Origin of the sequence: Pseudomonas migulae (assembly GCF_024169315.1) — a bacterium.
GTDB lineage: Bacteria > Pseudomonadota > Gammaproteobacteria > Pseudomonadales > Pseudomonadaceae > Aquipseudomonas > Aquipseudomonas migulae_B.
Genome location: NZ_JALJWR010000001.1, coordinates 1,947,682 through 1,967,980 on the forward strand (window position 1 = coordinate 1,947,682; position 20,299 = coordinate 1,967,980).

Below are 20,299 nucleotides of genomic sequence, written 5' to 3' on the forward strand. Positions count from 1 at the left end.
GATCTTCAGTGAACACGGATTTTGTGTACGACGGAGATCACTGTGGGAGCGGGCTTGCCCGCGATGGCGGCATAACAGGCGCCGAAGATTTTAGCTGGCGGTGGCTAGCAGCAAATCCATCACCGACCGACCCTGCCCACGGCTCTTGCCATGTTCATACAACGACCCGGCAATCTCATCCGCCCGAATCGGCAGGATCGACAGGAGGGTGTCGCTCAACCCGTGGCTCGCCTGGCAGAAGCCCTGCATGTAGATGCCCGCCTTGCAGCGCTCGTCGGTGATCAGTTTGTAGTTGCGGTCCACTTCGAAATCACCCAGGTATTCCTCCAGCGGCGCCAGCAGTTTGCGGTGCATCTGACGCTCATACCCGGTGGCCAGAACCACCGCGTCATAATGACGGACCGTGACTTCGCCGGTCGCGTTGTTACGCACGGCCAGTTCGATGCCGCGCTCGGTGGCGGTGGCTTTTTCGATAGTGGTCAGGGTGCGGAAGGCATGACGGGCAATGCCCGAGACTTTCTGGCGATAGAAGATGCCGTAGATTCGTTCGATCAGGTCAATGTCCACCACCGAATAGTTGGTGTTGTGGTACTCATTGACCAGTCGCTCGCGTTCGCTGCTCGCCTGCTGGAACACCAGGTCGGTGAACTCCGGCGAGAACACTTCATTGACGAACGGGCTGTCGTCCGCCGGCTTCAGCGCCGACCCGCGCAGGATCATGTCTACCTGCACCGACGGGAAGCTGTCGTTCAAATCGATGAAAGCTTCCGCCGCGCTCTGCCCGCCACCAATGATCGCGATGCTCATCGGCTGATTGTTCACGCACGGTTGCTTGGCCATCTGCGCCAGGTACTGCGAGTGATGGAACACCCGGCCGTCATCCTTCAACGCCTTGAACGCTTCGGGAATGCGCGGTGTGCCACCGGCGCTCACCACCACCGAACGGGCGGTGCGCACGTGTTGCTGGCCCTGGGTATCGCGGGAAATCACACGCAGCGCTTCGACCTGCTGGTTGTGCAACACCGGCTCGATGGTCAGCACTTCTTCGCCATAACGACTCTGTTCGGCAAACTGCCCGGCGACCCAGCACAGGTAGTCGTTGTACTCCATGCGGCATGGATAGAAGGTGCCGAGGTTGATGAAGTCCACAAGACGGCCGTGGTGCTTGAGGTAGTTGACGAAGGAATACGGGCTGGTCGGGTTGCGCAGGGTCACCAGGTCCTTGAGGAAGGAAATCTGCAACTCGCTCTGGGTCACCAGGGTGTTGCCGTGCCAGCGATAGTCCGCCTGCTTGTCGAGAAACAGAACATCCAGCTCGCCCTGACTCGGCCCGCGCTCTTGCAGAGCGATGGCCAGCGCCAGGTTCGAAGGGCCGAAACCGACGCCGATCAGGTCGTGAACGATGGGCGATGCAATTGCCTGTGTCATTTCCAGTGTCCTCTGGATGAACCCCTCAACACGGGGAGGAAGCCTAAGTGACCTGGCTATCCTTGGGAGAGCACAGCAGGTCGTCTGTTGAGTAGGAACGAGAACAATGAAATAAAATTTAACAACAAACGCTCAGTGGGCGTCCCACTGCAGCATCCGCACCCGGCAATGCTTCATCGCATTGACGATGTGTTTTTCCACCAACGCACGGGAAATGCCCAGGTGTTCGGCGATCTCCGGGTGTGACATCCCATCGATCTTGCGCAGCAGGAAACTCTCGCGGCACAGCCGTGGCAATTCCGCCAACGCACGCTGGAGCATCTCCAGGCGCTGGCCGTGATCGAGGCAATTGTGAGGGGACGGGGTGAAGTAGCGTTCTTCGTTGTCGAGCACCTCCAGCGACTCGACCTGACGCAAGGCATTGCGCCGATGGTCGTCGATCACCAGATTCAGCGCGGTGCGATACAGGAACGCCCGGGGCTGCTCGATCGGCGTGTCGCTGGAACGCTCCAGAACCCGCAGATAAGCGTCATGCACCACATCTTCGGCCACCTGACGGTTGCCCAGCTTGGCGTTGAGGAAACACACCAGCTCGCGATAGTAGTTTTCCAACCATGACTCCCGGCCGCACGGGTGCGGTTTCTATCCTTGAGCCACCGCAACGACCGCCGAAAATGGGCAGTGGCACGATAGTGGCAATTCGAGTGTGTAATTTATAGTAATTCTCATATAGATTTAAAGTGTTGCTTCATCTTGCCCGACAAATAGTCTTGGTCTTGTGGGAGGCGAGCCTGTGTGGCGAGGGGATTTATCCCCGTTGGGCTGCGGAGCGGCCCCGGCATTTCAAAGTTAAAATGCATTTACGACTGCTTCGCAGCCGAACGGGGATAAATCCCCTCGCCACATGCCCTCAATGTGTTTGTGTCGGCTTGTGTCGAGGCCTAAATTCCCCGCCGCATTTCTCGTATAAAGGACAGCTCCCCGTCTCTGTCGGCTTCCCGACAGCGTTCAACTGTTGCCAGATTTCGTGCGCAGGCTGATCGACGGGCCGATATCCATTGGCCGGAACACTGCATGAAACGTCCCCGACAGACCCGACGCGCCCTGCTTGTAGCACTTTGTCTGATCCCCGTTATCGCCGTGGCCGCCTGGCAGGTCATCCCGCCCGGCCGAGACAAATTCGCCACTGTGCAAGTCAGCCGCGGCGACATCGAAAGCAGCGTCACGGCCCTTGGCACCCTGCAACCTCGACGCTACGTGGACGTCGGTGCGCAGGCGTCCGGGCAGATCCAGAAGATCCATGTCGAAGTCGGTGACGTGATCAAGGAAGGCCAGTTGCTGGTGGAAATCGATCCGTCCACGCAACAGGCCAAACTCGACGCCGGGCGGTTCTCGATCGAAAACCTCAAGGCGCAACTCGAGGAACAACGGGCGCAACACGAACTGGCCCGGCAAAAATTCCAGCGCCAGCAGAACCTCAAGGCCGGCGGTGCCACGCGCGAAGAAGACGTGCAAACCGCCCAGGCTGAACTGCGCGCCACCCAGGCCCGCATCGACATGTTCCAGGCGCAGATCCGCCAGGCCCAGGCCAGCCTGCGCAGCGACCAGGCCGAGCTCGGCTACACGCGCATTTACGCACCGATGTCCGGCACCGTGGTCGCACTCGATGCCCGTGAAGGCCAGACCCTCAACGCGCAACAGCAAACGCCGTTGATTCTGCGCATCGCCAAGTTGTCGCCAATGACCGTCTGGGCCGAGGTGTCGGAAGCCGACATCGGTCACGTCAAACCCGGCATGACCGCCTGGTTCACCACCCTCAGCGGCGGCAAGCGGCGTTGGAGCAGCACCGTGCGGCAGATTCTGCCGGTACCGCCCAAGCCTCTGGATCAGACCAGCCAGGGCGGCGGCAGCCCGGCCAGTTCGAGCAAAAGCGGCAGCGCTCGCGTGGTGCTGTACACCGTGTTGCTCGATGTCGACAACGCCGACAACGCGTTGATGGCGGAAATGACCACCCAGGTGTTCTTCGTTTCCAACCAGGCGAAAGACGTGCTCACCGCACCGATCGCCGCGCTGCAAGGCGGCACGCAACCGGACATCCAGACCGCCCAGGTCGTCGCCAAGAATGGCCGCGTCGAGCAACGCGACGTGCGCACCGGCATCAGCGATCGCCTGCGCGTGCAGATCCTCGACGGCTTGCAGGAAGGCGATCACCTGTTGATCGGCCCGGTCGACGGGAGTGGCGGCTGAATGCTGACGCCCCTGATCGACCTGCAGGACATCCGCAAATCCTACGGTGGCGGCGATTCACCGCAGGTTCACGTGCTGCGCGGCATCGACCTGTCGATCCATGCCGGGGAGTTCGTAGCGATTGTCGGCGCGTCCGGCTCCGGCAAGTCGACGCTGATGAACATCCTCGGCTGCCTCGACCGCCCGACCTCGGGCGAATACCGCTTCGCCGGGGAAAACGTCGCCGCGCTCGACAGCGACGAACTGGCCTGGCTGCGACGTGAAGCCTTTGGCTTTGTGTTCCAGGGCTACCACCTGATCCCGTCCGGCTCGGCCCAGGAAAACGTCGAAATGCCGGCCATCTACGCAGGCTTGCCGGCCGCCGAACGCCATGCCCGTGCAGCCGCCCTGCTCGACCGCCTCGGCCTGGCCTCGCGCACAGGCAACCGTCCGCATCAACTCTCCGGTGGCCAACAGCAACGCGTCTCTATCGCCCGCGCCTTGATGAACGGCGGCCACATCATCCTCGCCGACGAACCCACCGGCGCCCTCGACAGCCACAGTGGCGCCGAGGTCATGACGCTGCTCGATGAACTGGCGAGCCAGGGCCACGTGGTGATCCTCATCACCCACGACCGCGAAGTCGCGGCCCGGGCCAAGCGCATCATCGAAATCCGCGACGGGCTGATCATCAGCGACAGCGCCCACGACAACCCCGATGTGCAGACTTCGGCCAACCCCGGTGCGCTGCAAGCAGTGGATCTGCGCAAGCGCCTGAGCGAAGGTGCTGAAGCCACCGGTGCCTGGAAAGGCGAACTGGTGGACGCGGTGCACGCTGCGTGGCGGGTGATGTGGATCAACAAGTTTCGCACCGCGCTGACGCTGCTCGGGATCATCATCGGCGTCGCGTCGGTGGTGGTGATGCTGGCCGTCGGCGAGGGCAGCAAGCGTCAGGTCATGGCGCAAATGGGCGCGTTCGGCTCGAACATCATTTACCTCAGCGGCTCGTCCCCGAACCCGCGCACGCCGCTGGGCATCATCACCCTCGATGACGTCGCGGCGGTGGGCAGCCTGCCGCAAGTGACGCGCATCATGCCGGTCAACGGCGAGGAAGCCGGGGTGCGTTTCGGCAACCTCGACCACTTGAGCTACGTCGGCGGCAACGACACCAACTTCCCGGCGATCTTCAATTGGCCGGTGGTCGAAGGCAGCTATTTCACCCAGGAAGATGAACGCAACGCAGCGGCCGTCGCGGTGATCGGCCACAAGGTGCGGACCAAACTGCTCAAGGACGTGGCCAACCCGATCGGCCAATACATCCTGATCGAAAACGTGCCGTTCCAGGTGGTCGGCGTGCTCGCGGAAAAAGGCGCCAGCTCCGGCGACACCGACAGCGACGACCGCATCGCCATCCCGTATTCCGCCGCCAGCGTCCGGCTGTTTGGCACCCACAACCTTGAATACGTGGCCATCGCGGCCGCTGATGCGCGCAAGGTCAAAGAGACGGAAATCGCCATCGAGCAGTTGATGTTGCGCCTGCACGACGGCAAAAAGGATTTCGAGCTGACCAACAACGCGGCAATGATTCAGGCCGAGGCGCGCACGCAAAATACCCTGTCGCTGATGCTCGGTTCGATCGCCGCGATTTCGCTGCTGGTGGGCGGGATTGGCGTGATGAACATCATGCTCATGACCGTGCGCGAACGCACCCGCGAGATCGGCATCCGCATGGCCACCGGCGCCCGGCAGCGCGACATCCTCCGGCAGTTCCTCACCGAAGCGGTGATGCTCTCGGTGGTCGGCGGCCTCGCCGGCATTGCCCTGGCGCTGATCGTCGGCGGCGTGCTGATCCTCAGCGAAGTCGCGGTCGCGTTCTCTTTGATAGCGGTACTCGGCGCCTTCGGCTGCGCCCTGGTCACCGGTGTTGTCTTCGGCTTCATGCCCGCTCGCAAAGCTGCCCGGCTCGACCCGGTCACGGCCCTTACCAGTGAATGATCGATCTATGAAAGCGCCACTCAGCCTGTTGACCCTCTGCGTGTTGCTCAGCGCCTGCGCCAGTCCTGACCCGCGTCCGGACAGTGGCTTGCAGCCGCCGCCCGCCTGGCAATCGGCGCACAGTGAAAACGCCGTGTTGAGCAACGCCCGGTGGTGGACGCACTTCGGCAGCCCGCAGCTCGATCAACTGATTGAACAGGCCCGCGTCGGCAGCTATGACCTGGCGGCGGCACTGGCGCGAGTTCGTCAGGCCCGGGCGACGACCGTGATTGCCGGCGGTTCGTTGTTGCCGGAAGTGAAGGCGGCCGCAAACGCCAATCGCCAGAAGCTGATGCGCGGCAATGGCTACAGCCAACTGGACGCCGATGACAGCAACAAGGCAGTGGATTACTTCGATGCCAGCCTCAGCGCCAGTTATGAAATCGATTTCTGGGGCGGCCAGCGCGCATCCCGCGACAGTGCGCAATTCGGCCTGCAGGCCAGCGAGTTCGATCGCGACACGGTGGAGTTGACGCTGCTCAGCGCGGTCGCCAGCACCTATGCGCAAGCCCTGTCGCTGCAAGAGCAGCACCGTATCGCGCAACTCAATCTGGCGAACGCGCAAAAGGTTTTGAACCTGGTCCAAACCCGCTTCGACTCAGGCTCGGCCACCGCCCTGGAACTGGCCCAGCAAAAAAGTCTGGTGGCCGCGCAACAGCGGCAATTGCCGCTGGTGCAACAACAGGCCGAAGAAGCGCGGATCACCCTCGCCGCCCTCCTCGGCCGTCCCGTTCAGGCATTGACGCTCGACGATCAGCGCTTCGACCAACTCAGCTGGCCGGACATCGGTGCGGGCGTGCCCAGCGACTTGCTCAATCGGCGCCCGGACATTGCTCGCGCCGAAGCGCAGTTGGCGGCGGCACGGGCCGACGTGACCGTGGCCCGGGCGAAAATGCTGCCCACGGTGACATTGAGCGCCCAGATCGGCTCTGGCGCCGACACCTTCAACGATGTGCTGCGCAGCCCGTTCTACAACCTCACCGCCGGATTGGTCGCGCCGATTTTCAACAACGGCCGTCTCGGTGCCGAGCGCGACAAAGCCACGGCACGCCAGGAAGAACTGCTGGAAACCTACCGTGGCGCGATCATCAACGGCTTTGCCGACGTGGAGAAAGCCCTGACCGGCATTCGCGGTCTCGACGCCCAGCGCCAATGGCAGAGTGAAGAATTGAATCAGGCGCAAACGGCGTTCGACATTGCGCAAAGCCGCTATCAGGCCGGGGCCGAGGATTTGCTGACGGTGCTGGAGACGCAGCGCACGTTGTATGCGGCGCAGGATCTGAATGTGCAGCTGAGGTTGTCGAGGTTGCAGGCGAGTATTGCGTTGTACAAGGCGCTTGGGGGTGGGTGGCAGGTGCTATAGATTTTCGGTGTCTGTCAGGCCGTCTTCGCGAGCAAGCCCGCTCCCACATTTGATCTTCAGCGAACATAAAGTTTGTGTTCGGCGCCGATCAAATGTGGGAGCGGGCTTGCTCGCGATTGAACGATAACGCGGTATCTCTGGATCAACTGGTCATCGGCTTGGCCTTCAAATTCCGCGCATACCACGGTCGCTGCGGCACCTTGCGGAACAGATCCTCCAGCTTCTTCTCGTCCTCGCCAAAGGTAATCCGCAGCGCCAGCTTCATGGTTTCCGGGTCCATTTCCACCGACTTGCCCGCCTGCAACCCCGGCGTGGTGTTGCAGCCATGGGTGCTCGGGCCGAGCCACGGGTCATCGATCTCGACCCAGCGACCGGGCGCAAACCACGGCACGCCTTTGACCTCAAGCCGAGTCACTTCACCGGGATGAAAGCGCTCATGTGCGCGAAACCAGTCTTCGAGGCGATCGTCGATCCAGCCGTGGAAATGCCAGAACACCGGGTTCACGTGGGATGAAAACGGGTCGCCAAGGAAGTCGTTTTCCGCCGCGAACCAACGGGCGGAGAAGTCCGCCGTGTCACGGGCAAACGGCACAGGCTGGCCGTTGGACGGGTCACGGGGCACTGACGCCCAGCGCATGTGCAACCAGTCATGCAAGCCAAGCTCGACCTCGGAACCGAACTGTCCCAAGGTCAGTTTCGACAAGTAACGCGGGTCACGGTAGCGCGACTCCCAGACCTGGAAATTGCTGTGGTAAGTCTCGGCGGTCTTGAGATCGGCGACCCACTGCGAGTATTCGTCATCGTCGTCGGCGCGCCAGGCCGGTGGCAGCGCGGTGCCGTCGTGGTTGTCGAAGTAACGGGCAAAGCCCTGGCGATCGCGCACCAGCTCGGGTTGCGGCAACGGAAATTGCTGCCAGGACGGCAGGTCCTGCAGGGAACGCGCAGTGCCGAGCATATGCCGGTGCATGAAGAAAAAGTCGATGCCCGAGCCGTTGCGGTCCTTGCGCGGCCCGCGCGCATCGCGCTCCTTGTCACGAAGCCCCGGCTGCCAGCCGATACCGCGCAAGGCATCGCGTTTGTCTTCGGACAAGCTGTGCCATTTGTCTCGAGAGGCGTGCCAGAGCTGATGGAACAGGCGGTGCTCGGGGGAAATCAGCCACGCCAGCAACGCCGGGCCCAGGCCTGTGCGCTCGCGCGCCTCGGGGAATACTTGTTTGACCGCGACGAAACGATTGTCCTGAGCGGTCAAGGCCAGGGGACGATCCAGACGCAGCACGCGTCCACTCAAGGTGCCGCTGCCGGCATTGCCGAACGCGGCCCAGACTTCGTCCAGCTTGAAGGTGAATTCATAGTCCGGCGTCCCGGTCGGGGATCGGGTATCGATCAGGCGCCAGCTCAACTCGGTGGTGTTCGTGCCAGCCAGGTCGCCGAGGACGCGATAGCGCGGTGTCGGTTCGCCGCGCAACGCCGCAAAGGTATCAAGAAAGCCATTGAGCCCACGGCCCTTGTGGCCGACGTCGAGCAGCAGTTGAAGACCCTCGCGAGGCAAGCCGTCGAGCCCGGCGTCACGGCCTTCGAAACGAATGTTCCAGACACCCTGCAGCGTGTTGGCCAAACGCTGTCCGGCCACATCCGCAACGTCGAACGAGGCTTCGCCGGGGGTAATCGTCGGGTCCGGTTTCGTCAGTTCGCGATGCCCGTAATACGCCGCAGGCAGGGCCGCGCCGGTCAGTGCCAGACCCGCCAGGAACCATCGTCGAGAAATCGTCATTGCCCTACCTGTGTCAGCCATGGAGCAGGCTTTATCCAAGCTAGAACGTTTGTTGATCCCATTAATTTAAGAGCTTCGCGGGCAAGCCTCGCTCCTACAAGGGTATCACTCATACCTGTAGGAGCGAGGCTTGCCCGCGAAGAGGCCTTAAGCCCCACTAAATTTCCCACTCGGCCACTCGTTCTTCCCAGATAGCAAAGGCCCCCGCGCCTGCACCCTCGACGGCGAACCTGACTGAGATGGCAATGACAAAACCTCGTTCGAAAAAGGCTCTTTTCATTGGCCTGCCCCTGGCGTTGGCCATCGCTGGCGCGGCAGGCTTTGCGGCCTGGGACTACTGGTTCAACGACAACCCCGGCTACCCGGTCGCAGTGATGAAACAGGCCGATGAACTGCAAGAGCGCATCCTCTCGTTCGACAGCCACATCACCGTGCCGATGGATTTCGGAACCGCCGAAAACGAGGCCGACAAGGACGGCAGCGGCCAGTTCGACCTGGTCAAGGCCGCACGCGGTCGTCTGTCAGGCGCGGCGCTGACCATTTTCGGCTGGCCGGAAATCTGGAACGGCGACAACGCCCCGCACCGCCCAACGGCCGGGTTCATCGACGAAGCCCGTCACGAGCAGGAAACCCGCTACAAAATCATCAGCACCCTGGTGCGCGACTTCCCCAATCAGGTCGCCATCGCCTATACCCCGGACGATTTCCGGCGCCTGCACGGCGAGGGCAAGTTCGCCGTGTTCATCAGCATGCTCAACGCCTACCCGCTGGGTAACGACGTCAACGCGCTGGACAAGTGGGCCGCCCGCGGGATGCGCATGTTTGGCTTCAGTTACGTGGGCAATAACGCCTGGGCCGACTCGTCCCGGCCGCTGCCGTTTTTCAACGATTCCCGCGACGCTCTCGGCGGCCTGTCCGAGCTGGGCAAGCAAGCGGTGCATCGCCTGAACGACCTCGGCGTGATCATCGACGTGTCGCAAATGTCGACCAAAGCGCTTGAGCAAGTCAGCCAGTTGAGCCGCACCCCGATGGTCGCCTCCCATTCGGCGCCACGTGCGCTGGTGGACATCCCGCGCAACCTCAGCGACCAGGAAATGCAGCTGATCAAGAACAGTGGCGGCGTGGTGCAGATCGTCGGTTTCCCGACCTACATCAAGCCCCTGAGCCAAGCCACCCAGGACAAGCTCAACGCGCTGCGTGCGCGCTTCGACCTGCAACCGCTGCAAGGTCTGGAGATGGCGCTGATGCCGGGCGACCCGGTGATCACCGTATGGTCGGAACAGCGCTTCGGCGAATACGCCAGTCAGCTCTACGGCATCATCGATGAAGAACCCAAGGCCACCCTCAAGGATTACGGCGACGCCATCGATTATGCGGTGAAAAAAATCGGCATCGATCACGTCGGCATCAGTTCCGACTTCAACGACGGTGGCGGCCTCAATGGCTGGAAAGACGTCAGCGAGGCACGCAACGTGACCGCCGAGCTGATCAGCCGCGGCTACGGCGAGGCCGACATTGCCAAGCTCTGGGGCGGCAATTTCCTGCGGGTCTGGGACCAGGTGCAGAAGTCCTCCCGGCCTGTCGCCAAACACTGACATTCACCTTTGCCAAGCGAACCGAATTCATGACCAACCGTCGTACCTTCCTCAAACAGGCTGGCGTTATCGCCGCCGGCATCCCCCTGAGTTCCGCGGTCAGCCTGCCTGCGCTGGCCGCCATGCCAGCGCCGCTGCCCAAAGACAAATGGGCGCAGTTTCGTCAGCTGTTCACCCAGGACCCAGACTACCTGCACTTCGCCAACTTTCTGGTGACCTCGCACCCACGGCCCGTGCGCGAGGCCATCGAGATGCACCGCGCCAACCTCGACCGCAACCCGGGCCTGGCCATGGACTGGCATCGCGGCGAAACCGAACGCCGCGAAGAAGAAGTCCGCGTGTGGGCCGGCCGTTACCTCAAAGCCAAACCCTCGCAGATCGCCCTGACCGGCAGCACCACCGAAGGCCTGGCAATGATTTACGCCGGCATCCATGTGCGTCCGGATCAGGAAATCCTCACCAGCGAACATGAGCACTACGCCGCCAACAGCGTGTTCGAATACCGCACGCAGAAGGACGGCACCCAGGTTCGCAAAATCAAATTGTTCGAAGACCCGTACAAGGTTTCGACCGATGAAATACTGGCCTCGATTGCCCGCAACATTCGCCCGGAAACCCGCGTGCTCGGCATGACCTGGGTGCACTCCGGCAGCGGGGTGAAATTGCCGATCGGCGAGATCGGCAAACTGGTCGCCGAGAAAAACCGTGGCCGTGAGGAAAAGGATCGCATCCTTTATGTGGTCGATGGCGTTCACGGCTTCGGCGTGGAAAACCTCGATTTCCCGGACATGCATTGCGACTACTTCATCGCCGGCACCCACAAATGGATGTTCGGCCCACGGGGCACCGGGATCATTTGCGCGCGCTCCGAGGAGATGAAAGACCTCACGCCGACCATTCCGACGTTTTCTGAAGCGACCACGTTTTCGACCGTGATGACCTACGGCGGCTATCACTCGTTCGAACACCGCTGGGCGCTGACCGAAGCGTTCAAATTGCATCTTGACCTCGGCAAGGCCGAGGTTCAGGCGCGCATTCACGAGATCAACAGCTACCTGAAAAAGCGCTTGCAGGAGCATCCGTCGGTGGAGCTCGTCACGCCGTTGTCGCCCGAGTTTTCCGCCGGTTTCACCTTCTTTCGCATCAAGAACCGGGACTGCGAGGAAGTCGCCAATTTCCTGATGGACCAGCGCGTGGTCTGCGATGCCGTCGACCGCGACGTCGGCCCGATCATTCGTCTGTCCCCGGGCCTGCTCAACACCGAGGCGCACATCGACCGCGTCATGGCGCTGTTGGCCAGCAAGCTCTGACACACCGATTCCCTTTAGCGAGAATGCTCATGAAAAACCTCCTGCACAGACTCGGCCTTCGACCCCGAACGTCACTCAAACACCTGGGGGCACTGACCCTGCTGGCGCTGCTCGGCGGTGCGCTGCCTGTCGTCGCCCAGGCCTCCTCCGCGCCGCTGCCGGGCAAGGTGTTCAAGGACTGCCGCAACTGCCCGGAAATGGTGGTGCTGCCTGCCGGCACCTTCACCATGGGCACGCCGGAAGGTGAAGTCGGTCGCGAGCCCGATGAAGGCCCGATGCACGAAGTGACATTCGACAAGCCGTTCGCCATGAGCCGTTACCAGATCACCGCCGGTGAATGGGACCAATACCTGAAGGAAACCGGAATCACCATTCCCGACGGCGATACCCGCCCCGGCCGCGAGTGCATCAACAGCAAGCCACGTTACCCACAGGGCCCGCGTCAGCCGGCGGTGTGCATGAACTTTGCCGAGGTCAGCGCGTATGTCGCGTGGCTGTCGATCAAGACTGGCCAGCACTACCACATCGTCAGCGAGGCCCAGCGCGAATACGCCGCCCGTGCCGGTTCAACGGGGCCGTTCCCGTTCCCGTTCGATGAAGGCACCGAGTACAGCATCGCCACCCATGCCAATACTTACGGGCCCACCGACGGCTACAGCTACACCTCCCCGGCCGGCAGCTTCCCACCCAACGCCTTCGGCATGTACGACATGCATGGCAACGTCTACGAGTGGATCGCCGACTGCGAACACACCGATTACACGGGCGCCCCAACCGATGGCAGCGCCTGGGTCGAACCCAACTGCGAAGCACTGCAGATTCGCGGCAACGACTGGGGCGAAGCGCCGGTGTTCTCGCGTTCCGGCAACCGCAACAACATCTACCCGCAAACCCGTGGCGACTGGATCGGTTTCCGCGTGGTGCGCGATCTGCCGTCCAAAGGCTGAGCCCCCTACCCCTGCGGCCGCCGCCAGTCGGCGGCCGTCTAAATTAAACGCCTGACCACACGTTCTACTGGGTATGCCTCACGACCCAAGGGACCGTCCTCAAATGCATTTCCTCAAGACCCAGCCTACGCGCGGTGCAATTCATGAATTGTTCACCCTCCTGAAACCGTTCCGGCTGGTGGTCAGCCTGTCGATCATTCTGGGCATGGTGGGCGGTCTGAGCGTGACGGTGTTGCTGGCCACGATCAACAACGCGCTGCATTCGGAAAGCGGCCTGACCCAAGGCGTGGTTGCACTGTTCGGCGGCCTTTGCCTGCTGGCCCTGGCGAGTTCGATCTGCTCGGACATCGGCACCAACTATGTCGGCCAGCACATCATTGCCAAGCTGCGCAAAGAGCTGGGGGAAAAGGTTCTTTCGGCCCCCATCGAACAGATCGAACGCTATCGCAGCCACCGCTTGATCCCGGTGCTGACCCATGACGTCGACACCATCAGCGACTTCGCCTTTGCCTTCGCGCCGCTGGCCATTTCCCTGACCGTGACCCTTGGCTGCATGGGCTACCTGGCCCTGTTGTCGTGGCCGATGTTCCTGATGATGGTGCTGGCGATCGCCATCGGCACCGGCATCCAGTTCTACGCACAGGGCAAGGGCATCAAAGGCTTCATGGCCGCCCGCGACGCCGAAGACGAATTGCAAAAGCACTACAACGCCATCGCCGGCGGCGCCAAGGAATTGCGCATTCACCGTCCGCGCCGCCAGCGCATGTTCACCTCGGGTATCCAGGGCACGGCCGACTTCATCTGCGACACCCAGGTGCGTTCGATCAATACGTTCGTGATCGCCAAGACCCTGGGGTCGATGCTGTTCTTCGTGGTCATCGGCCTGGCACTGGCCCTGCAATCATTCTGGCCGAGCGCCGACAAGTCGGTGATGAGCGGCTTCGTCCTGGTGCTGCTGTACATGAAAGGCCCGATCGAACATCTGGTGGGCACCTTGCCGGTGGTCAGCCGCGCGCGGATTGCCTTCCGCCGCATCGCCGAACTGTCGAGCCAGTTCTCCTCGCCCGAACCGCACCTGCTGCTCAACGACACCGGCAAAAAGCCCGCCGTGGTCAACAGCCTGCAACTGGACAACGTCAGCTATGCCTTCCCCGCCGCACCGGGCAGCGAAGCGTTCCGCCTCGGGCCGGTCAACCTGACCATCGAACAGGGCGACATCATATTCATCGTCGGCGAAAACGGTTGCGGCAAGACCACGCTGATCAAACTGTTGCTCGGCATTTATGCGCCGCAACAGGGCGCCATCCTGCTCAACGGCGAAAGCATCGACGCGCAGAACCGTGACGACTACCGCCAACTGTTCACCACGATTTTTGCCGACTACTACCTGTTCGATGACGTGGTGCAGGGCGATCAGCACATTCCCGAAGACGCCAACAAATACCTGCAACGCCTGGAAATCGCGCACAAGGTCAGCGTCCAGGACGGCAGTTTCACCACCACCGACCTGTCCACCGGCCAGCGCAAGCGACTGGCGCTGGTGAATGCCTGGCTGGAAGAGCGGCCAGTGCTGGTGTTCGACGAATGGGCGGCCGACCAGGACCCGACCTTCCGCCGGATCTTCTACACCGAGCTGCTTCCGGATCTGAAGCGCCTGGGCAAAACCATCATCGTCATCTCCCACGACGATCGCTATTTCGACATGGCCGACCAGCTGGTGCGCATGGAATCGGGTCGCGTGGTGACAGAGCGGGCAACCGCCTGAGGACAGCAACACCCATCACTCGACGATTTTTTCGGGGTTTGTTTTCCGGTTTCGTCGGGGTGATGCGTCTAATAATAATTATCATTAACTAAAAAAACTGCACACCTTAGGAGCGATTTGAGCAATGCAAAGCCCTACCCTGTCCCGCGCGCCGTTGGCAGTGGCCATCGCGCCGCAAAAGAAATTCCGAACAGTCGTACCGGGTGCGTTGCTGACCCTGTTGCTGCTGGGCACGTCTGAAGTCCAGGCGGCTCCGGTGAACGTCAACGTTCCCTCGCAGTCGCTGGCCAGCGCGCTGCAGCAACTGGGTCAACAGACCGACCTGCAAATCCTGTACAGCCAGGACATGGTCAACGGCCTCAAATCGACGGCAGTCTCCGGCAATCTGGAGCCGGAACAGGCATTGAACACGTTGCTGCTGGGGAGCGGCATCACTTTTCAATTGACTGGCAACACCGTATCGCTGGTTCCAGTAGCGGGAAACTCCAGCGCGCTGCAACTGGGCGCGACCGCGATTTCCGGCGTGGCACCGGGGCCGACTACTGAAGGCACGCATTCCTACACCTCCGATGAAGTCAGCATCGGCAAGGGCAACATCAAGCTAAAGGACATTCCGCAGTCGGTGTCCGTCGTCACGCGCCAGCGCATGGACGACCAGAACATGAACAGCCTGCAAGACGCGATGCGCCAGGTCACCGGCGTCACCATCAAGACGTACAACTCCGGTTCCAGCCTTAATGACGTCTACATGCGCGGCTTCCTCGTCGACCAGGTGCAGGTTGACGGCGTGTCGCAACCGACCGGCCAGGGCGACATGGGCACCAGCTTCGACCTCGCCATGTACGACCGCGTCGAAGTGTTGCGCGGCCCGTCGGGCCTGTATCAAGGCGCTGGCGAACCTGGTGGCACCATCAACGTGGTGCGCAAGCGTGCCCTGAACAAATTCGCCCTCGGTGGCGAACTGGGCGCCGGTTCCTATGACCACTACCGCTCCATGGTGGACGTCACCGGCCCGCTGAACGATCAGGGCACCGTGCGCGGGCGCTTCATCACCGCTTACGAAAACAACAAATCCTTCGTCGACTCCGCCCAGAACGAACGCCCGATGGTCTACGGTCGCCTGGAATTCGACCTCGACCCGTCCACCACCCTGTCGGTCGGCGGCGCTTACCAGCAGAACCATTCCACCCCGGCGTTCGGTTTGCCGGCCTTTGCCGACGGCAAATTGCTGGACGTGCCGCGCTCGACGTTCGTCGATGCCAAGTGGAACACCCTGAACGAGAAAGTCTGGGAGTCCTTCGCCGAGGTCGATCACGCGCTGGATAATGGCGGTCAGTTCAAGACAACGTTGACTTACCGGGATGCGGAAACGCCAGAGCGTCACTTCACATGGGCGGACAACGCAGTCGATCCGGCTACCGGCGACAGTTGGGCGGTGCAGTACGACTACTACACCCACATCAAGACCATCGGTGTCGACAGTTTCGTAACCACACCGTTCGAGTTCGCTGATCGTAATCACGAGTTCACAGTTGGTGCCGAGTATCAGCATCTGGACAAGGACTTCACTTATGGCGGTGGTGGCGGCGACAATTATTTCCCGATCAACGTGTACAACCCTGGCAGCATCGATATTCCGAAGCGAGACTACGAGCATACCAACGGCAATAGCTCCAAGTCCGACCAGTACGGCCTCTATACCCGCGCCAAGTTCAACGTCACCGACTGGCTCGACGTGATCGGCGGCAGCCGCGTCACCTGGTATGAAAGCGACGCCAAGAACTTCAATACCTTCTTCAACAATTTCGGCGAAGCCCACACCAGCATCAACCGCAAGGTCGTGCCGTACGGTGCCATCATCGCCAAATTGACCCCGGAACTGTCGGCCTACGCCAGCTACACGGGCGTGTTCAAGCCACAGAGCGAAGCCGGCACTGACAACACACCTATCGGACCGCGTAAAGGCAAGCAGTATGAAGTCGGCCTCAAGCGCGAGTTCTACGACGGCCGCCTAAACGCCAGCATCGCAATGTTCCGCATCTACGATGAAAACCGTGCCGAATACAACTCCGACACCAATAGCTACGAAGCCCAAGGCAAAGCACGCAGCCAGGGCTGGGAAACCGAGTTGAGCGGTAACCTGACCGACAACTGGAGCATCGTCACCGGCTACGCCTTCACCAGCACCAAGTTGGTGAAATCTGATGACGCTACCGAAGGCAAAACCTTCAGCACCATCACGCCTAAACACAACTTCAACCTGTGGACCAAATACGACTTCACCGACGGCCCGCTCAAAGATTTCAGCGTCGGCGGCGGCGTGCGCGTGGTCAGCAAGACCTGGTACCAGCGTGAAGTACGCTTCGAACAAAGCGGCTATGGCATTGCTACCGCGCAGGTAGGCTACAAGTTCAACGAGAACCTGTCGGCGACACTGACTGGCAACAACCTGTTTGATCGCAAGTACTACGACCGCGTGGATGCTTCGTGGGGGACTAACTTCTATGGGGATCCGCGGAATTTGACGTTGACGTTGCGGGCTCAGTACTGAGTTTCGAGGTAGTCAAAAGCTACACACCACCGGGCCGCTTGCGGCCCGGTTTTGTTTTTTTAGGTGGGGGATGAAATTCATACAGCGCGTTGCTACCAGCCTCAGCAAGCATCGAAATCTTGCGCTCTGCCCCCAGAGCATCAGGCAGGGAATCAGCGATTAAGGCGTGACCGTTTCTGAATTAGAACTAGAGGTGTTTTCTCCTCCGAATCCTTTAACAAATGGAGCCTTTACAGATGTTATGGCGTTTTCTTTGGCAGTATTCCATGACGATGAATCGGCAAAAACCCAAACAAAACCGCAACAATAACAGCAGTCCAAAAATTTCCAACAACACCTGCTGAACCAGAGTTATGCCACCTAAAAAAACCTTTGTACATCGATCTTTAGGCAAAGAATCGAGCGTCAGTTTATTGATTTTCCGAGCCAGCTCAGCTTTGATCCCTTTTATTTTCTCATCAGCTGCAGCCTGTAAAAACAAATTAACCAAGCCATCTGCCTCTCGCTTGTATTTACCTATTTCATTTGACTGAAGCTTTAACTTTGTAAACTCAACAATATTCAATCCGTTTTTTATCGCTTCGCGCTTTTCAGCTTTATAGATTGAGTAAGCAATCATGCCAGTAAAATCTTCACTCGTTTTAACGAGTTTTTCATGCATCTGATTGTACTGGTCACTCATTTCTGAAAACCTTCACCTCGTTGTCAGAGTTGTACTTATTAATCACTTTAATCATCATCACGTTGAATTTTTTTGACGAGACTCTACCTACAACAGCTTTCGCCATATCGCTGGGTATGTATCCAGAAATGACTTTGTCATTGATTTTCTCGGCGAGAGATTTTTTTCTTAATCCTAATGTTTTTAGAAACGAGTCAAAAGTCATGGCATACCTCCACTCATTCGTTTTATCAATCATAGCGTTCAAAGATCCATTCAATGCTAAATTTTATGAGCAGAGGGAAGTCAGCGACGTACCAACTCCCCCAAGGCAGTCTCGCGTAGCGCGCATGGCGCTTCGCCTATCGGCTACCACTGGCAGCTGCCAGAGGTACTACCACGCTATACGCTGAGCTTCCGACCGCCAAGCCTAAAAACATGTCGGAATTTTCCTCGATACATACGTGATTCACCGCGAATGTAGGAACCGCACAGCCGCTTGTTAATGCTGCCATACGTTATGACGCGGGGCTGTATGCGGTGGGAGTCAACAATCAAGCGCCGGCATCGACAGCCGATCCAGTGCACAGCCATTGGCCATTTGCGACGATTGCGGGGCCTGAATGATTCTATGCACCACTGGGCCACCCGCGGCCCAGTGGTTTTTTGGAGGGGTGTGCGAACTTCAGCAGATCTGCTTCAGCGCTCCCCAAAGAAATACTTACAAGCGGAAATAGGAGGTGTACGGCAGGAATGGCGAGCGCTTGACCTCGATAGTGTTCATGTCAAACACCTCGAACAAGGCTTGTGTTTCACCCGGGAAGTGCGGGCAATTCAATTCATCAAATACCACGATCGAACCTTTTGACAATCTTGGTTTGATCGCTTCCAGAACATCTTTTGTCGGCTTGTAAACATCCATATCAAAAATAGCCATTGATATGATTGAGTGAGGATTATCTTCAAGCCATTGTTTCGACGTCACTGAAGCGTCCCCTTTGATCAGGGAAAACTTCTTCAAGTGATTGTTAGGGCTTAACGACTCTTGAGCCAGCAGAAGCCGTTCTAATAACTTTTCATAGCCATCGTCTATATGAAAGTCGCCCGACTTCACCATTCCGCCATCTTTTTCGTCAACCCCGGCGAATCCGCTGAAGGTATCAAACCCGAAAATGTGCCGGGAGTAGTTGTAGGGTTCCTTGATGGCTCTAAGGTTGAGTAACGTTGCCAGGCTGCTGCCGTAATGAACGCCAAACTCGCAGATCGAGCCTGCGACAGGCAGCATTTCATCGTAGAGAAAATTAAGGTTGAGGATTCGCGCCAATGACGGTCTGGTCAGCGTCGCTACCGAAGGCCAATTCCAATATTCCCCGGCAACGTCATGAATTTCGCCATGAATATCCCGCAGGTCTTTATAAGCATCTGCCTGATTGGGAGGGGTGAAAAACAGCTGACCGTCTTTAGTTCTCATTTGCTTTCCATTAAAAAGTTAAGACCGTTCGAATTTAATTTGCTTTGAATCAGATAAGCCAGCTTGGAAACCTTGGCGTGGATGCTCGATATATTGTGATCCGGCCGGTGTATGAGCCCCATGCCTCCAATGATAATGGCTTCCAGCGTCAGCTCGGCATTAAATATCCGCGACCACACCTGTCGCGAAGCTTCATAACCGACGGAACCACTTTCATATTGATTGGAAGCAGTCATCAACTTGACCGGGATCGGGCCGCCAATTGCGTTGTTTAAAAAGCGCTCAAGTCTCCCCAGCAGAAAATCAAACAGCTCATCGTTTGAGACGTCATGAGGCTGGCCGGTTTTCACGTCGATGCCTGCGGTACATTGAACGAACGGCCCCGGATGCCTGCGCAGAAAATCTTGCGCCATATCATAGAGTGATCCGTTGTCCCAGGAAGCGGGATATTGATACAGCGATTGGTTCGCGTAGTAATACCCTTTATCAAGTCCCAGGTGCTTAAGGTTCGCAGTGGTTGCATCCTGATAAGACTTGAAGCGAGATTCGATCATCTCATTTGCGCTTTGACTATCGAAGGACGGGTAATTGACCGGAAAACAGTCCGCGATACCAAACTGGATAAAAAAGTATCGGTTTTCAACAGGGATCGCACTCAAGCAATTATTAAGTGCAGCTGTCAGGGCCGCAGGGTATTCATGCCAGTTATCATTGGCATGAATAACTGCGTCGGTTTCTGAAACAACGGTGACAACCGAATCGTATTCGGTAAATTCCGGATTGATGAAGCATCGCAACTCTACCCCATCGACGTAACAAGCTTCATCCGTCAGTTCAACCGGGTAACGCCCTGTAAGCCGCTCAATACGCTTGGACAGTCCATTGGTCTTGAACTTCGGAACATAGAACGTGGCGTCGGCCAAGTGTTGGCGAATGAAAAAATCATCCAGATGATCGTCGTGACCATGGGAAATAATGACATTAAGCTTGTTTGCAGGGATAGAGAGTAACTTCTCAATCAGTTCAGTCTTGGGCGAAGGGTTTTGAATCCAGCCACCAAACGCAGGTGAAACATACCAGGGATCAGTAAGAAAATAACTTTCTTTCTCTTTCAGCAATAATGAGGCGTGATTAACAAATTCTATATCCACCGGCCGGATCCTTCGCACTCATTAAT

General features: G+C 59.0%; 15 protein-coding genes. 8 read left to right on the top strand and 7 right to left on the bottom strand.

The window, feature by feature from the left end:
- Positions 1-90 precede the first annotated feature (90 nt).
- Together J2Y86_RS09020 and J2Y86_RS09025 are read right to left on the bottom strand one after the other, a co-directional pair.
- The gene (locus J2Y86_RS09020) at positions 91-1,428 is read right to left on the bottom strand and encodes a lysine N(6)-hydroxylase/L-ornithine N(5)-oxygenase family protein (protein WP_253429924.1); all 1,338 of its coding nucleotides are present in this window, start codon (positions 1,426-1,428) and stop codon (positions 91-93) included.
- Between the two features lie 132 nt (positions 1,429-1,560).
- Complete coding sequence (locus tag J2Y86_RS09025) at positions 1,561-2,040, bottom strand: sigma-70 family RNA polymerase sigma factor (RefSeq protein WP_253429927.1); 480 nt, start codon at positions 2,038-2,040, stop codon at positions 1,561-1,563.
- 462 nt (positions 2,041-2,502) lie between these two features.
- Between J2Y86_RS09025 and J2Y86_RS09030 the strand changes: the two genes are divergently transcribed.
- Genes J2Y86_RS09030 through J2Y86_RS09040 form a run of 3 tightly spaced genes read left to right on the top strand, consistent with a single transcriptional unit; the run spans position 2,503 to position 7,051 of the window.
- Positions 2,503-3,675: an efflux RND transporter periplasmic adaptor subunit gene (locus J2Y86_RS09030; protein ID WP_253429930.1), complete on the top strand. Its 1,173-nt coding sequence runs from the start codon at positions 2,503-2,505 to the stop codon at positions 3,673-3,675.
- On the top strand, positions 3,676-5,649 hold the full coding sequence (locus J2Y86_RS09035; RefSeq protein ID WP_253429933.1) for a MacB family efflux pump subunit: 1,974 nt from the start codon (positions 3,676-3,678) through the stop codon (positions 5,647-5,649).
- A 7-nt stretch (positions 5,650-5,656) separates the two neighbouring features.
- Positions 5,657-7,051, top strand: coding sequence for an efflux transporter outer membrane subunit (locus tag J2Y86_RS09040; protein ID WP_253429936.1), 1,395 nt, complete (start codon positions 5,657-5,659; stop codon positions 7,049-7,051).
- Positions 7,052-7,193: 142 nt separating this feature from the next.
- Here the strand turns inward: J2Y86_RS09040 and pvdP are convergent, their stop codons facing one another.
- Positions 7,194-8,822, bottom strand: coding sequence for a pyoverdine maturation tyrosinase PvdP (gene pvdP / locus J2Y86_RS09045; RefSeq protein ID WP_253429939.1), 1,629 nt, complete (start codon positions 8,820-8,822; stop codon positions 7,194-7,196).
- Between the two features lie 245 nt (positions 8,823-9,067).
- Here pvdP and pvdM point away from each other — a divergent pair, with 245 nt between their 5' ends.
- The 5 genes from pvdM to J2Y86_RS09070 all read left to right on the top strand — a co-directional run bounded on the left by pvdM (position 9,068) and on the right by J2Y86_RS09070 (position 16,990).
- On the top strand, positions 9,068-10,417 hold the full coding sequence (pvdM, locus tag J2Y86_RS09050) for a pyoverdine-tailoring dipeptidase-like protein PvdM (RefSeq protein WP_253429942.1): 1,350 nt from the start codon (positions 9,068-9,070) through the stop codon (positions 10,415-10,417).
- A gap of 29 nt (positions 10,418-10,446) precedes the next feature.
- The gene (pvdN, locus tag J2Y86_RS09055) at positions 10,447-11,727 is read left to right on the top strand and encodes a pyoverdine-tailoring periplasmic protein PvdN (RefSeq protein ID WP_253429946.1); all 1,281 of its coding nucleotides are present in this window, start codon (positions 10,447-10,449) and stop codon (positions 11,725-11,727) included.
- Positions 11,728-11,756: 29 nt separating this feature from the next.
- The gene (gene pvdO / locus J2Y86_RS09060) at positions 11,757-12,674 is read left to right on the top strand and encodes a dihydropyoverdine dehydrogenase (protein WP_253429949.1); all 918 of its coding nucleotides are present in this window, start codon (positions 11,757-11,759) and stop codon (positions 12,672-12,674) included.
- Between the two features lie 103 nt (positions 12,675-12,777).
- Complete coding sequence (locus J2Y86_RS09065) at positions 12,778-14,439, top strand: cyclic peptide export ABC transporter (protein ID WP_253429952.1); 1,662 nt, start codon at positions 12,778-12,780, stop codon at positions 14,437-14,439.
- Positions 14,440-14,563: 124 nt separating this feature from the next.
- Positions 14,564-16,990: a TonB-dependent siderophore receptor gene (locus J2Y86_RS09070; protein ID WP_253429957.1), complete on the top strand. Its 2,427-nt coding sequence runs from the start codon at positions 14,564-14,566 to the stop codon at positions 16,988-16,990.
- A gap of 214 nt (positions 16,991-17,204) precedes the next feature.
- Here J2Y86_RS09070 and J2Y86_RS09075 read toward each other — a convergent pair whose 3' ends face one another.
- From J2Y86_RS09075 to J2Y86_RS09090, 4 genes are all read right to left on the bottom strand, one after another.
- Positions 17,205-17,672, bottom strand: coding sequence for a hypothetical protein (locus J2Y86_RS09075; protein ID WP_253429960.1), 468 nt, complete (start codon positions 17,670-17,672; stop codon positions 17,205-17,207).
- Positions 17,665-17,877, bottom strand: coding sequence for a hypothetical protein (locus J2Y86_RS09080; protein ID WP_253429962.1), 213 nt, complete (start codon positions 17,875-17,877; stop codon positions 17,665-17,667). The genes J2Y86_RS09075 and J2Y86_RS09080 overlap by 8 nt, the downstream gene beginning before the upstream one ends.
- Positions 17,878-18,372: 495 nt before the next feature.
- Positions 18,373-19,122, bottom strand: coding sequence for a TylF/MycF family methyltransferase (locus J2Y86_RS09085; RefSeq protein ID WP_253429965.1), 750 nt, complete (start codon positions 19,120-19,122; stop codon positions 18,373-18,375).
- On the bottom strand, positions 19,119-20,273 hold the full coding sequence (locus J2Y86_RS09090) for an MBL fold metallo-hydrolase (RefSeq protein ID WP_253429968.1): 1,155 nt from the start codon (positions 20,271-20,273) through the stop codon (positions 19,119-19,121). The genes J2Y86_RS09085 and J2Y86_RS09090 overlap by 4 nt, the downstream gene beginning before the upstream one ends.
- Positions 20,274-20,299: the final 26 nt, after the last annotated feature.